This is a genomic window from Bradyrhizobium sp. JR3.5 (genome assembly GCF_054057015.1).
This window is the reverse complement of sequence record NZ_JBSRYV010000002.1, coordinates 4805273-4824203: the sequence shown is the minus strand read 5'-3', so window position 1 is coordinate 4824203 and position 18931 is coordinate 4805273. Positions and strand designations below refer to the sequence as shown.

Below are 18931 nucleotides of genomic sequence, written 5' to 3'. Positions count from 1 at the left end.
CCTTGGGAGTTATGCCAGGCACGTGGCAAGCTCCTGAAGCATTGCGTCGAAGCCAATTTGTTCACATCTTGGCTGTCGCAGGAACGTCCGTATGTTCTCTATCTTGGCGATAGCCGTATCGGCGTGCGGATCGGCTCCTTTCTTGTACTCGCCGACCCGTATCAATAGTTCCACCTCCTGGTATTTAGCCATCAGCGACCGCAACTCACCCGCTAACTTCTCATGCCGCGACGACACGATCGCACTCATAGCACGGCTGACGCTTGCCAGAATATCGATCGCGGGATAGTGGCTCGACATCGCCAAGGTGCGTGAGAGCACGATATGGCCATCCAGGATGGAACGGGTTTCATCGGCCAGAGGTTCGGTGACGTCATCGCCCTCGAGAAGCACAGTGTAAAACGCGGTTATCGATCCACGATCGTTGTTGCCGGCGCGTTCCACGAGTTGCGGCAAGGTTGCAAAGACCGAGGGCGGGAAACCACGCAGGGTGGCCGGTTCGCCGGCCGCCAGACCAATCTGCCTCTGTGCGCGCGCAAAGCGCGTTACCGAATCCATGAGAAGCAGCACACGCTGTCCCCGATCTCGATACCATTCTGCGATTGCCGTCGCCACATAGGCCGCCTTCACCCGTTCCATCGCGGAACGATCGGAGGTGGCAACGATAAGAACTGATCTTCGTCGCGCCTCTGAGCCGAGATCGTGTTCGATGAACTCCTTCACCTCTCGGCCGCGCTCTCCAATCAGCGCTATCACTGTTACGTCAACCGCCGCGCTACGCACCAACATCGACAGCAGTGTGCTCTTGCCGCCGCCCGCCGCGGCAAAGATTCCCATGCGCTGTCCCTCGCCGCACGTCAAAAGACCGTCGATCGCGCGTATGCCGACTGGAAGAGCGCGATCAATGATGCGCCGGGTCAAGGGGCCCGGAGCCTCGCTTTGGACTGGAACGCGGGCGTCTGGAACCAGGGGCCCGTGAGTGGATGTGTCGAGAGGGCGGCCAAGACCGTCAAGCACCCGGCCAAGCAAGTTCCAGCCCGCGGGCACTGTCAGAGGCTCTCCCATCGGGATCACCTCAGTGAGGTTAGAAAGCCCTTGTATTTCGCCAAGCGGCGCTAGAATGGCGATGTCGTGCTGAAGCCCGATAACTTCCGCGGACAATTCGCCGTTGTTCCCGGGATTGCGGAGCATGCACAGGTCGCCTATGCGGGCACCAGGTGCCGTTGCACGGATGATTGTCCCGACGATTTGAAGAACTCGGCCGCAGACGCGCATTGTCGACGCCTGCGCCACCACCGTGCGAGCGAGCTGAAACAAGCGATCGATATCGTCGTGCGAAGAATGAATGGCAGCGACTGCCGTTGGCAGCTCGGGTCGCTCGGAAATCACGTTGCAGAGGCCTTTAGGCTGCTGCGCAGGCCGGCTTCGATCGCCGCCAATTGGCTTTCGATCGTGGCGTCGACCAGTCCAGCATCGGTCTCAAGGATGCATCCGGCATCTTTGACCCGCGGATCAGAAACTATTTCGACGACGGCGCGCGACGTCGCCGTCGAGAGCAGTTCGTTCAATCGTCTGCGAACCGTTTCGACATGCGCCGGTGCCAGGCGTAAGCGGACGAGGGAGCTATGGCCCGTGAATCTCAGACCGTGCAAAGCGATCTGCAGGGCAGCGTCATCCGGCGCGACGGTATCGATTACCCGACGTGCGATCTGCAGACCCATGTCGACAATCCGCTCTTGATTCGCCTCCATGATCCGCAGCGACGCAACGGCGATCGCGGTTAAACGTTGTTCGATGGTCGCCTGCGCCGCTGTCAGCGCGGCTTCCTTGGCAGCCGTCTCGATCATCCCTACAGTTTCGCGCGCCCCATCCAAGAGCGCGTCCGCATCGCGTCGCGCCTGAGTGAGCAATTGCTCAGCGTCCACGATCGTCTGTGCGCTGGCCGCCGGTAAAACTCGCCCTGGGCCGAGGATGCTGACCCCGCCCGCCGTCAGTTGAACCAGTGCGACCATGTCGGCATCTCTTTGCGGACCAGGCGTCGCGTCGCACGAAAGGCGTCCTCGCCGACACTGTCGTCACGGCAGGCGTCCGCCACCACCATCCAGATCGCTGCGGGGCGACGCAATCGTAGTCGGGCGCGCAGCCCATGCGGGATTGCGCCTATCGCAAGGCCGAACATCGCCGCACCGCGGTAGAGAAATGCACGAGGCGCAGTCGGCATCTCGGAAGCGCTGATCGCGGACATCAGCTCGACGGTCGGTCTCGGTAGCAGTGCAGCATGCGAAGCGAATGCGAAGGCCTCTTCGCCGAGAACGGCGCGTGCCGCCACAACATCGGCCGTCCGAAGGAGACCGACGAGGCTGGACGCGCCGGCCCAAGCTCCGGCTAGGCAGATAAGGCGTGTAGCGTCCTTCGCTGGCAGAAATGCGAGCCGAATTCGTGGTGCGTTGCCGGCCGAAATAATCGCGGACGCTTCGCTGCTTTGGCCGCGAAGCAGCCAACGCCCGAGCTTGACACGGATGAACGGGTCGGACTGAGCGAGGTTCAGAGGCATCCATTCAGGCCAACCGGTGGCTATTGTGTCATCGAAATCGGCCGCAGGATCGGCGATGCAGCGCATCATCGCTCCCGCCCACGGCGTATCAAGCCATTCATCTTGGATTGTTGCTGAGCTCGTTGCGAGCATAGTCGGATTGTTCGCTTCGCCGAAGCTCATGACGCTGCCATGCCGTTCCTAAGGCTAAAGCGCCGCCGCCATATGAGACAGACGAGCACTGCATTGCCGATCAGCGATGCCGCCATGCCGCCTACGAGGCCGATCAAGAAGTACGATGGGCCGCTACGTTCGAACGCCCCGGCTATCACTTCGGTTCGACGCAACGTGGTATCGTCCTGATTTGCCTTTACAAGGGCAACCGAGACCCGATCATAGGACAGGCCCTTCAAGCTATTTGCGACGAGCTCCTTGATCTTCGGCACGATCTGGTCGATCGGAGCACCGGGCTTGTAACGGACGAGCACAGCAGCAGTTGACGATGCGGGTGGATTACGATCGTCACTCGCGTTTTCGGGCAAGACCGTGTGGACCCTGGCGTTAAGCACGCCGTCGATACTGGACAGAGTTTGCGAAAGCTCCTGTGTGACACCATAAATGTAGCGGACACGCTCCTCTGTTTCCGATGAAATCATCCGGTCCTTCTTGAAGATAGTGCCCATATCGGCGAAATGATCGCGAGGCCACCCGGCGCTGTCCAACACATTCATAGCACGCGGCACATCTTCAGTGGGCACCACTAGCGAAGTCGTGCCGCCGGTGTCTGCCGCCCGTTCCGCGTGGATGCCTTGTCGCATAAGCAACGCAAGCATTTCGTTAGCCTCGCGCGCCGAAAGGTTGCGATAGAGCTCAATCTTCGATCCGCAGCCGACCAGGGCGAATAGCACCAGAAGTGCCACCGCCCGCTTCAATACAAACGCCACGCCCGCATCATCATGGCTCATTGACTATTCAGCAAAGTGTCGAGCGTGTGGGTCGCCTTCCCAACCACCTTGGTCACAAGGTCGTACTGCAGGCTCATAGCCGATAGCTCGACCTGCGCGTCGAGCCACTCAGCCGAGCGGATGTTCCCCGCGTTCATGCCTTCGGCGGCTTTGCGAACGCCTTGCATGGATCGTGCAAAGCCAGCGTTCAGTTTTTCCAAGCCACTGAGGATATCATCGGATAGGCGAGGAACGTGCGGCCCCCCTCCCTCCTCCGTCAGCCCGCTCCCAGCCATGATCGGCGGTTCGTCAGCTCGCGGCGATGGCACGGGCGGCTCGAGTGCGGCTTGAAACGCCGCGACGGATTCAGCCGACACTTTCGATGTGGCTGGGATCTCCGTCGCCAAAGAGGCTGGCAGTGCTTGCGGGAGGATACTACCTACGCTGCTCATTAGATGTCCTTTCCTGCAGTATGTGCTGGCGCGGTCTGGCCCAAAGCTGTGAGAAAAATAAAAAAAAAAAAAAACCCATCGAGGCCGGGCTCGCCGCTTGGCAGACGCCTGAGCACGGCATCGCGTTCGCTTGGGCGTCCATCAAGCCCAAGAGCCAGGGCCTGAAACGCCATTCCATATGCATCATTCGCCCTGGCAAGAGGATCGAGGCGTTCCAGCGCCGCTGGAATATCGCCTGCCGTCAGATCTGCGACCGCGTAAGCAATGACACACTCCCGACCGCCCGGCGCAATGACATCAAGCCCCTTCGCGATCTGCCTCGCCCTCACCACGTCGTTCATGACACAAGCCAAGAATGCCGCCTCGGTGAGACGTCGCAGCAGGCCGGAGCGACTGTCGGGTGTCGCACAAGTCGACGACAAAGACATACATACCGAATCCTTGCCCCTAACCGAGTCATGTGTCGTTTTCTGATCATCCATGTCACATCCCGCCACCGACCTCGGCTCAGGAAAACATCGCGCCTGGGCCCCTAAAGGGCGCACGCTCGCAACACGTCCCGCGACCAAGCACTCATCTCGCCACCACATGACAAGACCGTCTGCCGAGTGGTGTTGCGTGCTGCAAGCGATCAATTCTCATAATGATCTAATTCGGCCTCTCGCTCGGCGCCAATACAATACGGGCATGGAGTCATAACGGCAGCCTATGGATAGTGGGTGCCCTCCGTCAACCGCTCGGTCCGGCACAAAGTGTGCGCTGCTCGCGGGCGTTTCGTCGAAGGCGACTGCAGAACCCAATCCGCCGCCAATGCAATCCTTATCGTTACCTGCTTAAGGCCAAAAATGCGCGTGGCTCGGCGACTGAGATCTTGCCGAACCACTCGTTTAACGCAACGACACGTACTTCCGGGTTAGCGCCGCCGTCTCAAGCGCTCGCGCTGAGACGCGATCCATCACGGGCGCCTATGCCTTCATAGCGATCAAGTATTTTGCGCCATGCGCCGCCTCTAGTAGTGACGTGCGGAGCTGTTGATCCAACCGGGACACGGAGGAATGCCATTCGGCCAGCTGCGGGAACGTTCTCGTCGTGAGGAAGGGGATTCTGGCATACCTTATCATCGGCAGACGATGCCTGTCGGTGGCCTTGAGCGGCCGGCCCCGAGAGCAGATCGTTACCCCTTGAGCGGGGTTGGTGGCGCAAGCGGTTTCGAATCCTGCTGGCGCTACGGTGCGTTGGCAAGCAGATCGTCTGGGAGGGTCAATGAACCTCGATGACACGATGGAGTCTGCGCGACAGACCATCGCACAGATGGATAGTCTCTTGACGTGGGCTCGCGAACAACTTGACCGTTGTGCCTGCCCTTTAGGCGACAGCGCTATGAGCGCCGCTTCAATTTCTGCATTTGTCGCCGATCAGGATGAAGCGTTTCAAAGAGCATATGCGGACGAGCTGGCGGTTCTCAGTCACATCCTGCCAGCGCCTGAATCGATGTCGCATGGCCCACGCAGCAAGCCGTCTGCACGCAGAGCATGACATGATGAGGATGGCGGATGGTGAGCTATTGAATGGGTGACGATGCGACAGACACCGAGCGGCTGGCACAGCTCGCCATCGACTTCGTGGCAGGGCGCGCGGACCTAGCTAGCGTCATTGGGATCACTGATGATGAGCTTGAGGCCTTGTATGTATTTGGCTACCGCTACTATTCTTGCGGCAAGTATGAGGAGGCGCGGAATTTCTTTCGCTTCTTGTGCCTACACCGGCACATCGATGCACGATTCTGGTTTGGCCTGGCTGCCAGTAGTCAGATGCTTGGGGACCCAGAGAACGCCATGCACGCCTATCGGCTGGCCGGGCTCCTGAATAGTGAGGACCCGCAGATCCCGCTTCGAGCTGCCGAATGCTTCATCAAACTAAATCATCCCACAGCGGCCATCACTGCACTCGAGAATGCCTTGGCGCTGAGTGTCAGAAGGCCCGAACACAAGGCTTCGGCCGGCCGTGGGCTGATGATGCTTAACCGCCTCAAATCCCAACTAGGGTCCAACCATGGATAGAGTGAACATGCGGGCGTTGATGAGCAAGACGCTCCCCGAAGTCGGGACGCTGAACTTCAGTGCCTCCGTCACCGGTCTTTCGGGCAATGGCCGCAAGACTGACGCTAACCTGTTGCCGCAATCAGTTTCCGGAGAGGCTGTCGCGTCAGGTTCGATTCCAGGCTTACCGGCACCACGTGCGTTCGATGCGATTGACCTCCTTACCACGTTTCTGGCTCTGAAGACCAAGATGACGGATGGACAGGTTGCAGCCGGAATGGAGGACGCGCGACACTGGGGAGAGCAGCAAAGGCAGTTGCACGAGAAAACCTCTAAAAGCATCATTGAAGCGGCAAAAAGATTGGCAGAAGCAAAGAAGAGCTCCGGCATCATGAAGTTCTTCGGGTGGCTAGCGGTCGGATTGACGGTCCTGGCTGCCGTTGCCACCGGCGGAACTCTTGCAGTCATGGCGGCGGCAGTGAGCGTTGGAGTAGCGACTCTCATCGAGACGGGGGGCATCGATAAGATGACCGCGGCAATTGTGAAGCGTCTCGAGAAAGACGGAATCGAGGGCGGCAAGGCCAAAGCCTTGGGCGCGATCATCACGATTGGCATCATATTCGCTATCTCGGTGCTAACGGTCGGCGCTGGCTTTGCTAATGGAGCTGCGAGTGGATTGCGTATCACCGCCTTGATACCGTCTAACTCTGTCAAGGCTGTTCAGATAGGCCAGGGAGTTTCGACGGCGGCTCGAGTCGGCGAGGCAGTGGCATCGCTGGGCGAGGCTGGCGCCGGCATCGCCAATGGCATCCAGCAGAAGGAGGCAACGGACGCCCAGGCGGAAACGTTGGACATCAGCAAGTGCATTGCAAGATTGAGACAACTGCAAAGCGATGAAATGGACTTCATCAAGCAGTTGCTTCTCGACAGGACGATGACCACACAGAAGGTTGCCGAGGCGATCGAGAGGCAGAGTGACTCCAACGCCAACCTCGTAATGCACTTCGCCTGACAGGCTGCGTGGGGCCACTTATCGAACTTGAGGAATGTAGCCATGGCATTTGCGATCGAACGTGAAACGACCGTTGGCGGGTACGACCTGTTGGATGCTGCCGTGCATCAACAACTTCCGTGGGCGCCGATCTCTGCTACGGTCCGCGGCAGAAACGTGCCGGAAGGCGAGATCCCGCGCCCACTCGCGGATCCCGTTGAGGGGGCGCGGGGTTGGGGATCAGTTGGTGTATCGGATCTCGCGGACGTTGTGATCCACAAGAAGCTTTCCAACATCCAGGTCAAGCTGAAGGACTTTGCTACGAGGAACGACATATCGGCAGTCGCCGCGCTCATCATTCGGCTCAATGCGGAGTTCCGCAAGGCGGCGAGGTCGGACCGGTCGGCCGCGCTTAACGTCGAGATCGCTGCGCAGGAAGCTGCTGCCAAGGCGCTTCGCAATTCAGGGCTATGCCAGTTGTTTGGCGCAATAGCCACCTCTGGCGGCGCGATGTTAGGTGCCGGTGTGAACTTCAAGGGCGCTCGCCAGATTCAAGCGCGCTTCGACGAGCTGTACAAGGCCAAGATCCAGACGCCGCTCCCGAAGTCTAGTGTGGAGACGCCAGCCCCGAACAGCCCTTCAGGTCAAGCGCAGCGCTTTGACAAACCGGAAGGCGGGCAGGAGCTCCACGGCGAGCCTCACGGCAAAGCGCAATTTACCCAAGCGCCAGAGCGCGAGGCGCGGCCCTCGGACGACAACATCGAGATGACACGTCTGGATGGGAGCGCATCATCGAGCAGAGGCAATACACCTGGCGACCCGCTCAGGCTGGACGCGCCCGATAGCGCGACGGACCCCCTTGAGTTTACGCGCGTTGTCCAGGCACAGACAGCAGCCCAGCAGGCGGCGATGAGGTGGAATGGCATGGGCACAATCGCGACAGAAGCGTTTAAGCTTCCCGGAGCCGGCCTGAACATGGGCGCGACGCACTACCAGGAGGAGAAGGCGAAGCTGGAGGCGGACGGCACCAAGGCGCGGGCGCAGAGGGAGGACGAGAGTGGATTCATGGCAAGCTACGAGGCGACGATTCAGGACTTTCTGGGCAAGCTTGCAGAAATTCGTCGTGCCGATACCGAGGCGAGAAGCAAGATCGTCTATATGGCTTGAGTGCATCGTTCGGACGAAAACACATCCGATTTTGAGAATGACGTAAGATGATCAAGGTAATGCCTGGATACCAGCCCTATGCGTGGGCCAGCAGCGCAGGAAATGTTCTCCCAGGTGGCCTGTCTTTGGGCTCGATTATCACGCTGGTTCTGATGGAACGGTATGCCATTTACCAGAATCAAATCCGATCTCAAATCGACGATATGCAGGCGCGCAACAATTTGCTGAAAGATATGAATAAGGCGTTGGCTGCCCTGCGTACCAATCGACCTGCCGATGAAAAGGCGGTTAGAGACTACGGCAGCTTCGTCGATTCGCAAGGCAAGACTCAGGATGTGTTTGAATGGATGCAGGCAAACGACATCTCCATCGAGACGGAGAATTCCGACAAGAGAGGTGTGCAGTCGCAGTTCGACGCTGCCATCAACAACCTTAAGGCGGCGATTGACAGCGCCAATAGCGAAGGGCAGATGGCGTTGATTTTTATGCAAGGGCTGCTTGATAAGCTCAATCAGATTGCTGAACTGATGTCTAACCTTCTTTCGAAAGATCAAAAGATCAAGGATGTGATCATTGGCAACTCTCGTTAAGAGACGGCAACAAATGAGTAGTACAGGACGGGGGCAGTCATCCCAGTTCTGCCCACCTGTTCTCACAGTTGCAATGAACGCAAGTACGGCGGATGGAAAGTTGAATGGATGCGCATTCTCCGCGGGAACGCCGCTTCCTCAATATCTAGCAAGACCTTGCTGACGTTCCTTTGTCTACTGCTTACCCGATGTGCCGGCTCCGACTCGATTGCTGAACGCGGTGTTCTGCTGGCTTCAACAAGCGTCGGCTGGCATGCGTCGGAGCCCTCCTTCTCAGCGGGGAAACCTGCAAGCACGTAGCTTTGAACTGCTGGCACAGCCGCCGAGCCGGCCGATCACCGCCTCGGTGGAGCGGCGGCTGCCGGTCACATCCGATAGCACTCGCGTGAGCCTCGACTACGCCAATGCCGATATTCGGCAAGTTGTGAATGACGTCGTGGGCGACATTCTGAGCATGCCCGTCATCATCGATCCGGGCGTTGGGGGAAAAATGACACTTCGGACCTCGGGCCAAGTCCCCGCGAGTGATGTGCCGCGATTGCTCGACCAAGCGCTGGCACCGTACGGCTACGGACTGGCCGTGGTTGACCGCGGAGTTCGGGTGGGGCGCTTGGTCGACCTCGCCGGCGGAGCGCGAAGCGATGTTCAAGTGGTTCCCGTCCGCTATGTCGATCCAGCCGATGTCATCAAGGTGATCCGACCAAGCGTCGAGGAGAGCGTGGGTCTGACACCCGCGCCGGGAGAACAAGGTATTGCCATCAGTGGGCCACCCGGCTCGGTGAGTTCCCGTGCGCGAACTCATCGGCTTACTTGACACCGATGCTATGGCTCACAAATCGTTTGCGCTGTATACGCTGGCTCATGCGAGTCCGGCCGCGGTAGAGCGAGAACTCAGTTTCTTGTTCAGCCAGAATCGCCAGGGCAGAGTGCGCGTTCGGCTTGCGCCACTCGAGCGGCTGAACGGCATTCTCGTGGTAGCGGACGACCCTGCGGTACTTCAGCAAGTTCGTCGGGTTATCACCACGCTGGATAAGACGTCGGAGGCGGCGGCAAACATTCACGTGCGTCCACTTCGGTATCGAAGGGCTACCGAAGTGGCGCAGGTACTAGCACGAGTCTTTGGCGCTCAGCCGCCCAGTGCCGTATCTCGCGCGCAGCCCGCGGGAGAGTTTGGAAAGTTGTCAATCGGAAGCGCATCCCATCGATCGAGCTTGCCTCTAAACGTTCCCGGCCTGTCGGACGAAAGATCAGATGCGGCCGCGTCAGCAACGCAAGCAAAGGACGATGTGGTGGTCTCCGCAGTCAGTCTTGGCCTGTCGGTGCCGGTGCGGATCCAGGCGGATCCTAGCCAAAATGCACTCGTGATCTTCGCAACGCCGCATGACAACAAAATCATCGAAGCCGCCGTTCATCGGCTTGACGTCAAGCCACGGCAGGTCCTGATCCAGGTCATTGTCGCGGAGGTGCGGTTGAGCGATCATTTGCGATACGGTGTCGACTATCTTCTCTCCTCGCTGGATTTGGGTGCCGTTTCGCGAGGTGGTTTGTCCTATGTGTTCCCAAATAGGGATGCCAACGTTGTGCTACACGCGCTAAGTGGCGTCGGGGACGTCAAGGTCGTATCGGCGCCACGTATTCTCACAGTTGACAATCAAACCGCGACAATTGAGGTGGGCGATCAGGTCCCGATCCTCGCGCGATCCTCACAATCCACGCTAAGCCAAAGTTCAACAATCGTGAACGACGTCGAGCTACGCGACACAGGGGTCATTTTGGCTGTAACACCCCGCATCGGCGCCGGAGGTAACGTGACGCTCGACACCTTTCAGGAGGTCAGTACCGCGAACAAGAACACACTGACCAACGTCCAATCCCCGGTCATTTCGGTACGCCGCCTCCAAAGCACCGTATCGACACGAAACGGTGACACGATCGCGATCGGCGGTTTGATGCAGGATAGCACCAACCGGATGGATTCCGGGGCTCCCGTGCTAAAGGACATTCCGTTGTTGGGACCTCTATTCGGCAGCACGGAGCAGGCCAAGGACCGAACCGAGCTCTTGGTGTTACTGAATCCTCGGGTGGTTGAGAGTGACGCCGATGCGCGGGCTTTGACTGAGGAACTGCGGGAGAAGTTCGAATCGCTAGCCCCCGATCTCGGCCGCCACCTGACGCCCCAACGTAGGCGTCGTTCTCGGGCCACGGCTTTGAGGGCTTGGGCGCGGTAGGCGCAGGGCAGAAACTGTACGATGTCGTGGTTGGGACAGCCGTCGGTGACCTTAATCAGGACGTCAGAGTCGGGCAAGCGGATCGACATCGTTAAGGTTTGCTGTCTTGACCAGGGACGCGACGACAGTCCAGTGTTCGGACCCACCGCCAAGCCCTGACGGCGAACACATCACCGCTGCGATGCTCTGGATTAGAGCCGTCAATGCGACCTAGCTTTCGCAAGGTGAACGGCTTTCAAACTAAGAAACCGGTTGAAGCGGTCGCGCCACGAGGGGTCCATTTCACGGCATCCTATGGCTGGGAGGCGCGGTCGGCGGCGTACCGCCACTGGATGTATCCAAGATCTGATGCTCATGATGTGCTTTTAACGCTAGCCATTCCGTCCATGAAATGGCATCCGCTTTTTCAAGAGGTTGTTCTTTTGCATACTGAAAAAATGTGTCCATCAGCTCGCTTTTCTCGTTCCGCAACACCTTGTTTAACGCCTTGCTTGTTGGAAACTCGTCGCGCCTTCTTAATTTTATCTGGCGTTCTATGATGTGCGCACATTGCACTTTGTCGGAATTGTGCAACATGTCTGCCAGGGTCATCAGCAGCGTTGTACGCCCTATGCCGCCCCGGCAATGAAAATGCAAATGAACATCACCCGCACGGGCGAGGTTTCGCAACTCCGATACAAGCTTATCTATTTCAGCATCGGTGGGACGCGCATGATCTGGTGTCGGAATGCGCAGATATGCCACACCCTTTCTTTTAACTAATTCCTCTTCCGTTTCTATTTTCACTTTACCGAAGTCGAGAACCTTTGGAGGCGCCGAAGAAGCCTTTCCTTTTACGACACTCCCGGATTCTATGGTCAGACCAAAAGGAAATTTAGTCGGTAGTTTTGCGAGCTTCTTTGTCTCCTTCGCGGGAATAATGTCAGCAGGCTTTTCCACGTTACCCCAGTTATAATTATCTGCAGCATACCAGGATATTGGTTCTCCATTTGCGAATCCATGGAACTCTTGCCTAGTATCTATAATGACGAGCCGTTTTGGACGTGTCAGTGTAATTAGTTCTTCTAGCTGCCGCTCAGAAAATTGTTCACTCCCAGACAAGCTTAAACCGTCAAACCCGGTCAAGTCGCAACTCTCCATCCCGGATGTATCGGATGTGGCGCGAAAGGTAGAGGGTTCAATCGTGTCATATACAAGCGTTGGGGGATTTTGGGCGGGTATTTTCTTCGGTATTGTTGTCGGTGGAATTCTAAATGGCGTGCGTGACTCAACGCTCGATGAGGCTGGCGCGCGAGCGCCGAGATCGGAATCTGGCGCCGGCATTTGATATGAAAGACCGACAGGCTTGCCGGGACCACACCGCATAAGTCTCTCCTTTGAGCAGCAAAAAGATAGCCCCATCAAAATGACGCAGGCTAGGTACGGCAGGTCGCCGCGCACTACCCAGCTCCAGCACTGAACGGAGCGTGCACTCCGAGGCGCGGCAAACCAAGCACGAGCGAGCTGCGTTCCGCATCCTGACACGACAAAACAAATCCTTCACCTACCGGCTTGCGTGGGGAGCGGTGGCGCTGTTTAACGCTTCGCCACTACTCGGGCCGCTTCCATGCGCGCGGAAGCCATCCTGCGCGGGCTCATCCACAGCTAGCCCGTCTTATTCGCCAGAGGGCGCCTGAGAGGCTGGCGAGCGTGGTGTAAAGCGCTGATGCGGCGTAGGATTCGGTTGCGACGCCAACCCCATCACCTTCAACCGCGAACGCCACGCCCGCCATGACCGATGATACGATTCTGCCATTCTCGTTTCCAGCCGTTCACGCCAAGAAAGTCACAGCTGCCTTCGATGGTGGGCGCCTGACCTCGAATGGAGGCGTGATGCTTCTGGCGATGGCCGAGCGGCGTCTCGGCTTGGCCGGCAATTTGGCCCGGGTGTTCCCGGATCGGCGCGATCCGACGCGGGTCGTGCACAGCCTTGTCGATATGTTCCGCGCTCGCATGTTCGCGATCTGCTGCGGCTACGAGGACGCCGACGACCTCGATCATCTGCGGTCCGATCCGGCGTTCAAGCTCGCTTGCGGTCGGCTGCCGGACACGGGCCGGGATTTGTGTTCCCAACCGACGCTGTCGCGGCTGGAGAATTCGCCGCGACTGCGCGACGTGATCCGCCTGACCTACACCTTGGTCGACGCATGGATGGATAGCTATCCGTGCGAGCCCGCATCCATCACGCTGGACATCGACGACACCTGCGATGTCGTCCACGGCCATCAGCAGCTCTCGCTGTTCAACGCTCATTATGACGAACGCTGCTTCCTGCCGATCCACGTCTACGACACGGAGACGAGCCGGCCCGTGGCGGTCGTGCTGCGGCCCGGCAAGACGCCGGGCGGCGTCGAGGTGCGTGCCCATCTTCGACGCCTGGTACGGCACATCCGCACGCGATGGCACAAGACGCGAATTACGTTCCGCGGCGACGGGCACTATGCTCGGCCGGAGGCCATGACGTGGTGCGAGAACAACGGCATCGACTACATCTTCGGTCTGTCCGGTACCAAGCCTCTCGCCAGAAAAGTCGACGAGGTCGCTGACGACATCCGCACGCGACGCGCCATCGAGAACCTGCCTGTTCTGCGCGGCTATACCGAGACGCGCCACGAGGCAAAGTCCTGGGATCGCGAACGGCGCACCGTCGCCCGTATTGAGGCGACGATGCTCGGTCTCGACATCCGCTTCGTCGTCACCAGCCTCGATGTCGGCTCGGCCGAGTGGATCTACGACAGCCTGTATTGTGCGCGCGGCCAAGCCGAGAATCTGATCAAGCTGCATAAGACGCAGCTTGCCTCCGATCGCACCAGTTGCCGTTCGGCGCTCGTCAACCAGATCCGTCTCGTGCTCCATACGGCCGCTTATTGGCTGATGCTGACCGTGCGCGACGCCATTCCCAAAGTCCGGGAATTGGCCACTGCCGAGTTCGCGACGCTGCGTCTTCGTCTCTTGAAAATCGCCGCCCGGGTCATCGAGACCGCGAGCCGCATTCGCCTTGCGTTCGCCGCGGCATGTCCCGAAGCCGATTTGATCCGCTGCTTGCCAGGCGCGCTCCTGTCGCTCGGTCCTTGACCGGCGGGGCGTGCGCCCCTGTTCGCCCAACCCATCCCTCAAGCGCGTTGCAAAGTACGGGTCGTCAGGCGGTGAAAAGCCGAAGGCAATCCTGTGCTCCTCGTCAGAGGAGATGTGCGGCCCGCATCAATCCGACCCAAAACCGCACTCTCACGAATAGGACGGGTTAGTAGCTCGTCACAGTAACTTTGACTCTTTGGATATGCCTGGATAAGCGCTCCCCAGTTTGGTGCGAGCTTTGTCCGCTGTAAACATCCAGTTGATACGGGCGCGAATTTTGTTTCGCTGCCGCTCCCATGCTGCGATCTCGCTTCTAAGGCGTTTTGGATCGACGATCCGCCGGCCGAGACACTGCCCTTGGAGCGCGCCGATCTAGATCTCGACCATATTGAGCCAACTGGCGTGTTTCGGGGTGTAGTAGAAACTCGATGCGGCGGGCCTCGGGCGGGGCAAAGGCTTGTTAAAGGGCGCCGGGGGCATGGATCGACAGATTGTCTTGCACGACACGGATGCAGGCGGCCTTGGGGTCGTGGACATCGACGAGTTCGCGCATGCCGTGAGCACAATCCACGGCGGTGCGCCGTTCGGTGACTTTGACCTTGCGCCAAACTCGATGCGGATCGAAGGCGACGAAGAGATTGATCGTGCCGTTGCGGCGGTACCCGTAATCGTAACGCTCGCGCTTTGCCGGCTCGGGTGGAATCGGCTGGCGCACTTCGCCGATGAGCTGAACGGGGGTTTCGTCGAAGCAGACCAGCGGCCGCTCGAGATCAGGCGCTTCAGCGTAGAGATCGAGCACATCTTCCATGCGGGCGACGGATTCGTCATCGACATGGGGAATGCACCACATGTCCCTACCCCACGGCTTGAGGACATTATCGGCCAGCCGGCGGCGCACGGTCTCGCCTGACAGGCCGTCATATCGGTGAGCTTGACCATCACGTCCGGCCAGCAGCGCCAGCGTCCAGCGCCTTCGGCCGGCGGCGGCTTGGCGCATGCGGTCGCCACCAGCAGGGCTTCCTCCTTGCCGGTCAGCTTGCGCTCCGCACCGGGACGCGGCTCCTCACTCAAGGCCGGATCGAGATTGCCTTCCACGAAGCGGCGTTTTGGTCCGAATAGACGGTGGAGGCGCTTATTCTGGCGGTCCGGGCAATCTCCTCGTCGGGGCTGCCGATGTCGGCCGCCAGCAAAATCTGAGCCTGCTTGAGTTTGCGAGCGGCATACCTGCCGCCGCTCAGCATCGCCGTCAGTTCCTCTCGCTCGGCTTGGCCCAATTCGATCCGGTACCGTACATTTATCGTTCGCCTCCCTATTGGGGGCTCCGGACTCGATCCATGAGTCAAAAATCAGACGCACGCCCTACCAAGAAGCAGGGCCATGATCTGGCTTTCATCTATACCTACTCGCACGTGCTCGGACGGCCATGCATCGCGTTTCGGCATTGCGAAGCCGCGGTGTGCACGTGGCAGCGGTTTCACGCGAGCTCCAGGAACGCCTCGTCCCATGGCGCAGGGACTCGCCGATCCCACAAACCGCGTCTTGGCCTTGCGGAGCGTCGGGGCAGCCGTAGCGGAGCTTCCCCGCGAGCTCCAGCGGCGTCAGGCTGTCCTCGCCGAGAGTCTTCCTCAGCCTGCGGATCGGCCTCGAGCCTTGGCAGCATTGGGGTCGCAGGAGGTACGGGACGATTTGCAGGTCTGCCTCAACGGCCTCCGCTAAACGGCGCGACTGCTTCCAGTCAAGCCTCTGCCTCCAAAATCGGGTCGATCTTAGTCGGCCAGCACTCCAAACATAAAATGGCCTGCGTCTCACCTGACAAGCACGCCGCGAAAACCCTTGCCAATTGCGGCATGTCATGCCGATCAGCCGTATGTGTGAGTGACCTCCGAAAATCGCACTGGTCCCTGCTCATTCAAACCGGCTATTGGACGCTGAGCATGTTGTTCCTGAAAGGCATAACCTCATCAGCTGACCCCATATCGAAATTGTATTGGCTTCTGGTCGACCGTGAGTACATGGAGAAGTGGATGCTACTCCGTTGAGTGGCTGCCTGCTCTTCTCCTAGGAAGTAGTTCCGACAAATACGATGTCCTGGAGACGTAGGCCCAGTGAAAACTACTGTTGTGGCTCGGTAAGTCGCCGTGATGGTGAATGGTGTGTCCTGCCGAGCGCTTCAACGCGGCTGAGCCAGGTGGCCCAGTCCCACAGCGGTCAAACTTAGCTAGCGACAAGGGCTGCAATGTCGTGCATCACACCACGTGGCCGTTCAATTCCGGTGGCGGCCCCGGTGCCGACGTGTGTGCGTACCGGGGATACCGCATGGTTCTCGCAAATGATCGAAGAGGCGAATCTAGATGCCTGCGAGGCATCCGATCGAGCACCCGATTGCAAGGATTTCGACAATGATCCGCATGATCTGGCCGAAAGCGAAAGCGCCACGTCTTGTCCCGTTGATTGCCGGTTCGATCATCAGTGCCGTGCCTGGCCCTATACTGCGTCGGCGAACGCCCGAAGAGCTGTCACGATCGGTTGAACTCGTCGAGTTGACCAGGAGGATTACCGAGCACACTTTGGTCAGCCGAGATTATGCCGGCAATACCGAGGTGCACGTCATGCTGAACCGCGAATTATTCGGCAATGCGCTTGTGATCGTCAGTTTCCAGCTTGATACCCTAAGGGTTTGCATCGAGTCCGAGCGGCTTTGGCCTATCCTGCAGGTACATGGCGATGCATTTGCGCGCGACTTGTCCGATCGGCTTAAAATGCGCATCGTGATGGTCGTCTTCTCCTGCAGCTCATTGTTGGACGAACAAGGCAGCAACCGGCGATCTCGCGGACTTGAGACACTACTCTACTACACAGTTGAGAAGGGCGCATGATCGACCTACCCTGCTATGGCCGACGTGAGGCTACCGCCCTTTCGCGTCTTGCTAAACGTCTGCCAGTCCCCTTCAACATCGCTGGCATCGACGTGGAAGCTGTCATGCCAGGTTCGACACCTCCGCGCCTTCCAGCGGATTCCTGCCGGGCCGTGATGCGCCCACGCGGCCACAGGATTCGCGTCACAGTTGACTCGACGCTCCTTCCAGCGGTGGCTGTGCAACATTGGCCAGAAATTACCGCATTGCCTCCGGGTGACGGCCTGCGAGAAATCCTGCTCGACATTGTCTTCCGAGATCTCGCGATCCAGGTGGAACAATGGTGTAAGCATCGGCCGATCTGGTCTTCGGCCGAGAGCACTGAAGCGTTTCCGTACGCATTTGAGATTCTTCGCTTGGAGCGTCCGGGCGACATCCTCGGGCTGGTCGAATTCGATGGCGGTGGACTGCAATGGATCGCCGACTGCTGCTCTACGCTTCCCGTCGTGTGCGTCGCGCTCGATGATCTGCCCCTTTCTCTCGATCTGCTGGTCGCACGCATCAGCCTTATCTTGACGGATCTGCGTCAACTCGCTTCAGGTGATGTCGTCCTGCTGGATACCACCCCCGTCGGTCATGACGGCGTCATGAGTGTTCTTCTATGCCTCTCTGGCGGTCCTTGCTTTCGCGCCTCGATCTTCAATGGCCGCCTTGCCATCCTTTCAGCTATGGACTGTATGATGGATAGACCGGATCCGCTCCCGCCGGAAACCTTCGACAGCATTGATCTTCCTGTTGATGTGGATGCTGGACGCCTGACCATGCCGCTCAGGCAGCTTCGCGAATTGGCTATCGGCCAAGTGCTGGATCTTGGTTTTGATGCCACTACCAATATCAGCTTGCGCGTCAATGGCCAGGTCGTCGCAACCGGTGAACTGGTGCGCATCGCCGAGCGAACAGGTGTGCGCGTGCTCGACTTGCGATCAGCACGAGCAGAACGATGACGGCGCTGCCTGATCCCGCGACGCTGATCGCCCTAATCGCCTGCGTCGCGATCGCCCCCTTCGTTGCGATTACCGTCACCTCTTACGTGAAGCTCGTCGTCGTCTTTGGGCTCATTCGTAATGCTCTCGGCGTTCAGAACATTCCGCCGAACATGGCGCTGAATGCGATCGCCATCCTGCTGTCGGTCTACATCATGCAGCCAGTGGCTAAAGGAGCGTATGAGGCAGTGCGCGACAAACCAATCGCATTCCAAGATATCCGCGAATTGGAGACGACGATAACGCTAGCTGCTGAGCCAGTTCGCAACTTTCTCCTGAAGAACACGTCGCAACAGGAACGGAAATTCTTCGTCAATGCGGCTCGGGGATTGTGGGACAAGGAGGACGCCGCCGCCATAACTGGCAGCGAATTTATGATTTTGATTCCGGCCTTCATCACATCCGAACTGGAGGACGCGTTCAAGATCGGCTTCTTATTGTTTCTGCCCTTTATCGTCATCGATCTCGTCGTTTCGAACATCCTTCTGGCAATGGGCATGATGATGGTTTCGCCAATGACCATATCCTTGCCATTCAAGCTGTTCTTTTTTGTTCGTTGCCGTGAACGGGTGGCAGCGCCTAATTCATGGCCTGATCTTCTCCTACGCGCGAGCAGCACCATGAATACCGCCACACTCACCAACATGGCCATTGGCGCGCTCAAACTGACACTTGTCCTGTCGATGCCCACAGTCCTCGTCGCTACGGGCGCCGGGCTGATCGTCAGTGTTGTGCAAGCTCTGACCCAAGTTCAGGAGCAGGCACTCTCTTTCGCCGTGAAGCTGATATGCGTGAGCCTGATACTGGTCGCCACCGCGAATTGGTTCGGTGAACTTAGCCGGTATACGGTGAACATCTTCGACCAAATCGCCGCGATGTAAGTCTGAGGCCCCAGGGACTTGCTAAATTTGCCTCTCTTCGCCGGGCGGCACGCAACAACAGCGACCGCCGCCGGCTGGCTGTCCAAGCGCTAGA

18 protein-coding genes and 1 pseudogene are annotated in these 18931 nt (G+C 58.7%); 11 read left to right on the top strand and 8 right to left on the bottom strand.

Translation table 11 applies throughout. From position 1 onward, the window contains the following. Nucleotides 1-9: 9 nt before the first annotated feature. From sctN to ACVWW1_RS40075, 6 genes are read right to left on the bottom strand one after another with little or no spacing between them, the layout of a single operon-like run. Nucleotides 10-1389 carry a type III secretion system ATPase SctN gene (gene sctN, locus ACVWW1_RS40100; protein WP_456659697.1) on the bottom strand — a complete coding sequence of 460 codons (1380 nt, stop codon included), beginning with the start codon at nt 1387-1389 and terminating at the stop codon, nt 10-12. After that, nucleotides 1386-2012, bottom strand: coding sequence for a FliH/SctL family protein (locus ACVWW1_RS40095; RefSeq protein ID WP_456659696.1), 627 nt, complete (start codon nt 2010-2012; stop codon nt 1386-1388). Before ACVWW1_RS40095 ends, sctN begins: the two co-directional genes overlap by 4 nt. Next, nucleotides 1991-2716: a hypothetical protein gene (locus ACVWW1_RS40090; protein WP_456659695.1), complete on the bottom strand. Its 726-nt coding sequence runs from the start codon at nt 2714-2716 to the stop codon at nt 1991-1993. Before ACVWW1_RS40090 ends, ACVWW1_RS40095 begins: the two co-directional genes overlap by 22 nt. After that, nucleotides 2713-3498 (bottom strand): type III secretion system inner membrane ring lipoprotein SctJ, encoded by a 786-nt coding sequence (gene sctJ / locus ACVWW1_RS40085; RefSeq protein ID WP_456659694.1) that lies wholly within the window; start codon nt 3496-3498, stop codon nt 2713-2715. Before sctJ ends, ACVWW1_RS40090 begins: the two co-directional genes overlap by 4 nt. After that, a complete protein-coding gene (gene sctI / locus ACVWW1_RS40080) occupies nt 3495-3929 on the bottom strand; it encodes a type III secretion system inner rod subunit SctI (protein WP_456659693.1) in 435 nt (144 codons plus the stop codon). The genes sctJ and sctI overlap by 4 nt, the downstream gene beginning before the upstream one ends. Then, nucleotides 3929-4411, bottom strand: a complete 483-nt coding sequence (locus tag ACVWW1_RS40075) for a hypothetical protein (RefSeq protein WP_456659692.1) — start codon at nt 4409-4411, stop codon at nt 3929-3931. The genes sctI and ACVWW1_RS40075 overlap by 1 nt, the downstream gene beginning before the upstream one ends. A 781-nt stretch (nt 4412-5192) precedes the next feature. On the opposite strand from ACVWW1_RS40075, the gene ACVWW1_RS40070 reads away from it, so the two are divergent. From ACVWW1_RS40070 to ACVWW1_RS40040, 7 genes are all read left to right on the top strand, one after another. After that, nucleotides 5193-5465 (top strand): hypothetical protein, encoded by a 273-nt coding sequence (locus ACVWW1_RS40070; protein WP_456659691.1) that lies wholly within the window; start codon nt 5193-5195, stop codon nt 5463-5465. A gap of 32 nt (nt 5466-5497) precedes the next feature. Beyond that, a complete protein-coding gene (locus tag ACVWW1_RS40065; RefSeq protein ID WP_456659690.1) occupies nt 5498-5989 on the top strand; it encodes a SycD/LcrH family type III secretion system chaperone in 492 nt (163 codons plus the stop codon). A 19-nt stretch (nt 5990-6008) separates the two neighbouring features. Beyond that, nucleotides 6009-6980 carry a hypothetical protein gene (locus tag ACVWW1_RS40060; protein ID WP_456659689.1) on the top strand — a complete coding sequence of 324 codons (972 nt, stop codon included), beginning with the start codon at nt 6009-6011 and terminating at the stop codon, nt 6978-6980. 42 nt (nt 6981-7022) lie between these two features. After that, the gene (locus tag ACVWW1_RS40055; protein WP_456659688.1) at nt 7023-8126 is read left to right on the top strand and encodes a hypothetical protein; all 1104 of its coding nucleotides are present in this window, start codon (nt 7023-7025) and stop codon (nt 8124-8126) included. 47 nt (nt 8127-8173) lie between these two features. Further along, nucleotides 8174-8716 carry a hypothetical protein gene (locus ACVWW1_RS40050; RefSeq protein ID WP_456659687.1) on the top strand — a complete coding sequence of 181 codons (543 nt, stop codon included), beginning with the start codon at nt 8174-8176 and terminating at the stop codon, nt 8714-8716. Nucleotides 8717-8924: 208 nt separating this feature from the next. Further along, nucleotides 8925-9530 (top strand): hypothetical protein, encoded by a 606-nt coding sequence (locus ACVWW1_RS40045; protein ID WP_456659686.1) that lies wholly within the window; start codon nt 8925-8927, stop codon nt 9528-9530. Then, a complete protein-coding gene (locus ACVWW1_RS40040; RefSeq protein ID WP_456659685.1) occupies nt 9505-10944 on the top strand; it encodes a secretin N-terminal domain-containing protein in 1440 nt (479 codons plus the stop codon). The genes ACVWW1_RS40045 and ACVWW1_RS40040 overlap by 26 nt, the downstream gene beginning before the upstream one ends. Nucleotides 10945-11226: 282 nt before the next feature. On the opposite strand, the gene ACVWW1_RS40035 is transcribed toward ACVWW1_RS40040, so the two are convergent. Further along, nucleotides 11227-12069, bottom strand: a complete 843-nt coding sequence (locus tag ACVWW1_RS40035) for a phosphatase domain-containing putative toxin (RefSeq protein ID WP_429034287.1) — start codon at nt 12067-12069, stop codon at nt 11227-11229. Between the two features lie 645 nt (nt 12070-12714). On the opposite strand from ACVWW1_RS40035, the gene ACVWW1_RS40030 reads away from it, so the two are divergent. Then, nucleotides 12715-14058, top strand: coding sequence for an IS1380 family transposase (locus ACVWW1_RS40030; protein WP_456659684.1), 1344 nt, complete (start codon nt 12715-12717; stop codon nt 14056-14058). Between the two features lie 177 nt (nt 14059-14235). Here the strand turns inward: ACVWW1_RS40030 and ACVWW1_RS40025 are convergent. After that, a pseudogene (locus ACVWW1_RS40025) lies at nt 14236-15356 on the bottom strand (IS630 family transposase). Between the two features lie 1101 nt (nt 15357-16457). On the opposite strand from ACVWW1_RS40025, the gene ACVWW1_RS40020 reads away from it, so the two are divergent. The 3 genes from ACVWW1_RS40020 to sctR are packed head-to-tail and all read left to right on the top strand — an operon-like array spanning nt 16458 to nt 18837. Continuing rightward, complete coding sequence (locus ACVWW1_RS40020; protein WP_456659683.1) at nt 16458-16934, top strand: hypothetical protein; 477 nt, start codon at nt 16458-16460, stop codon at nt 16932-16934. Beyond that, nucleotides 16931-17917 (top strand): FliM/FliN family flagellar motor switch protein, encoded by a 987-nt coding sequence (locus tag ACVWW1_RS40015; RefSeq protein ID WP_456659682.1) that lies wholly within the window; start codon nt 16931-16933, stop codon nt 17915-17917. The genes ACVWW1_RS40020 and ACVWW1_RS40015 overlap by 4 nt, the downstream gene beginning before the upstream one ends. Continuing rightward, nucleotides 17914-18837 carry a type III secretion system export apparatus subunit SctR gene (gene sctR, locus ACVWW1_RS40010; protein WP_456659681.1) on the top strand — a complete coding sequence of 308 codons (924 nt, stop codon included), beginning with the start codon at nt 17914-17916 and terminating at the stop codon, nt 18835-18837. The genes ACVWW1_RS40015 and sctR overlap by 4 nt, the downstream gene beginning before the upstream one ends. Nucleotides 18838-18931: the final 94 nt, after the last annotated feature.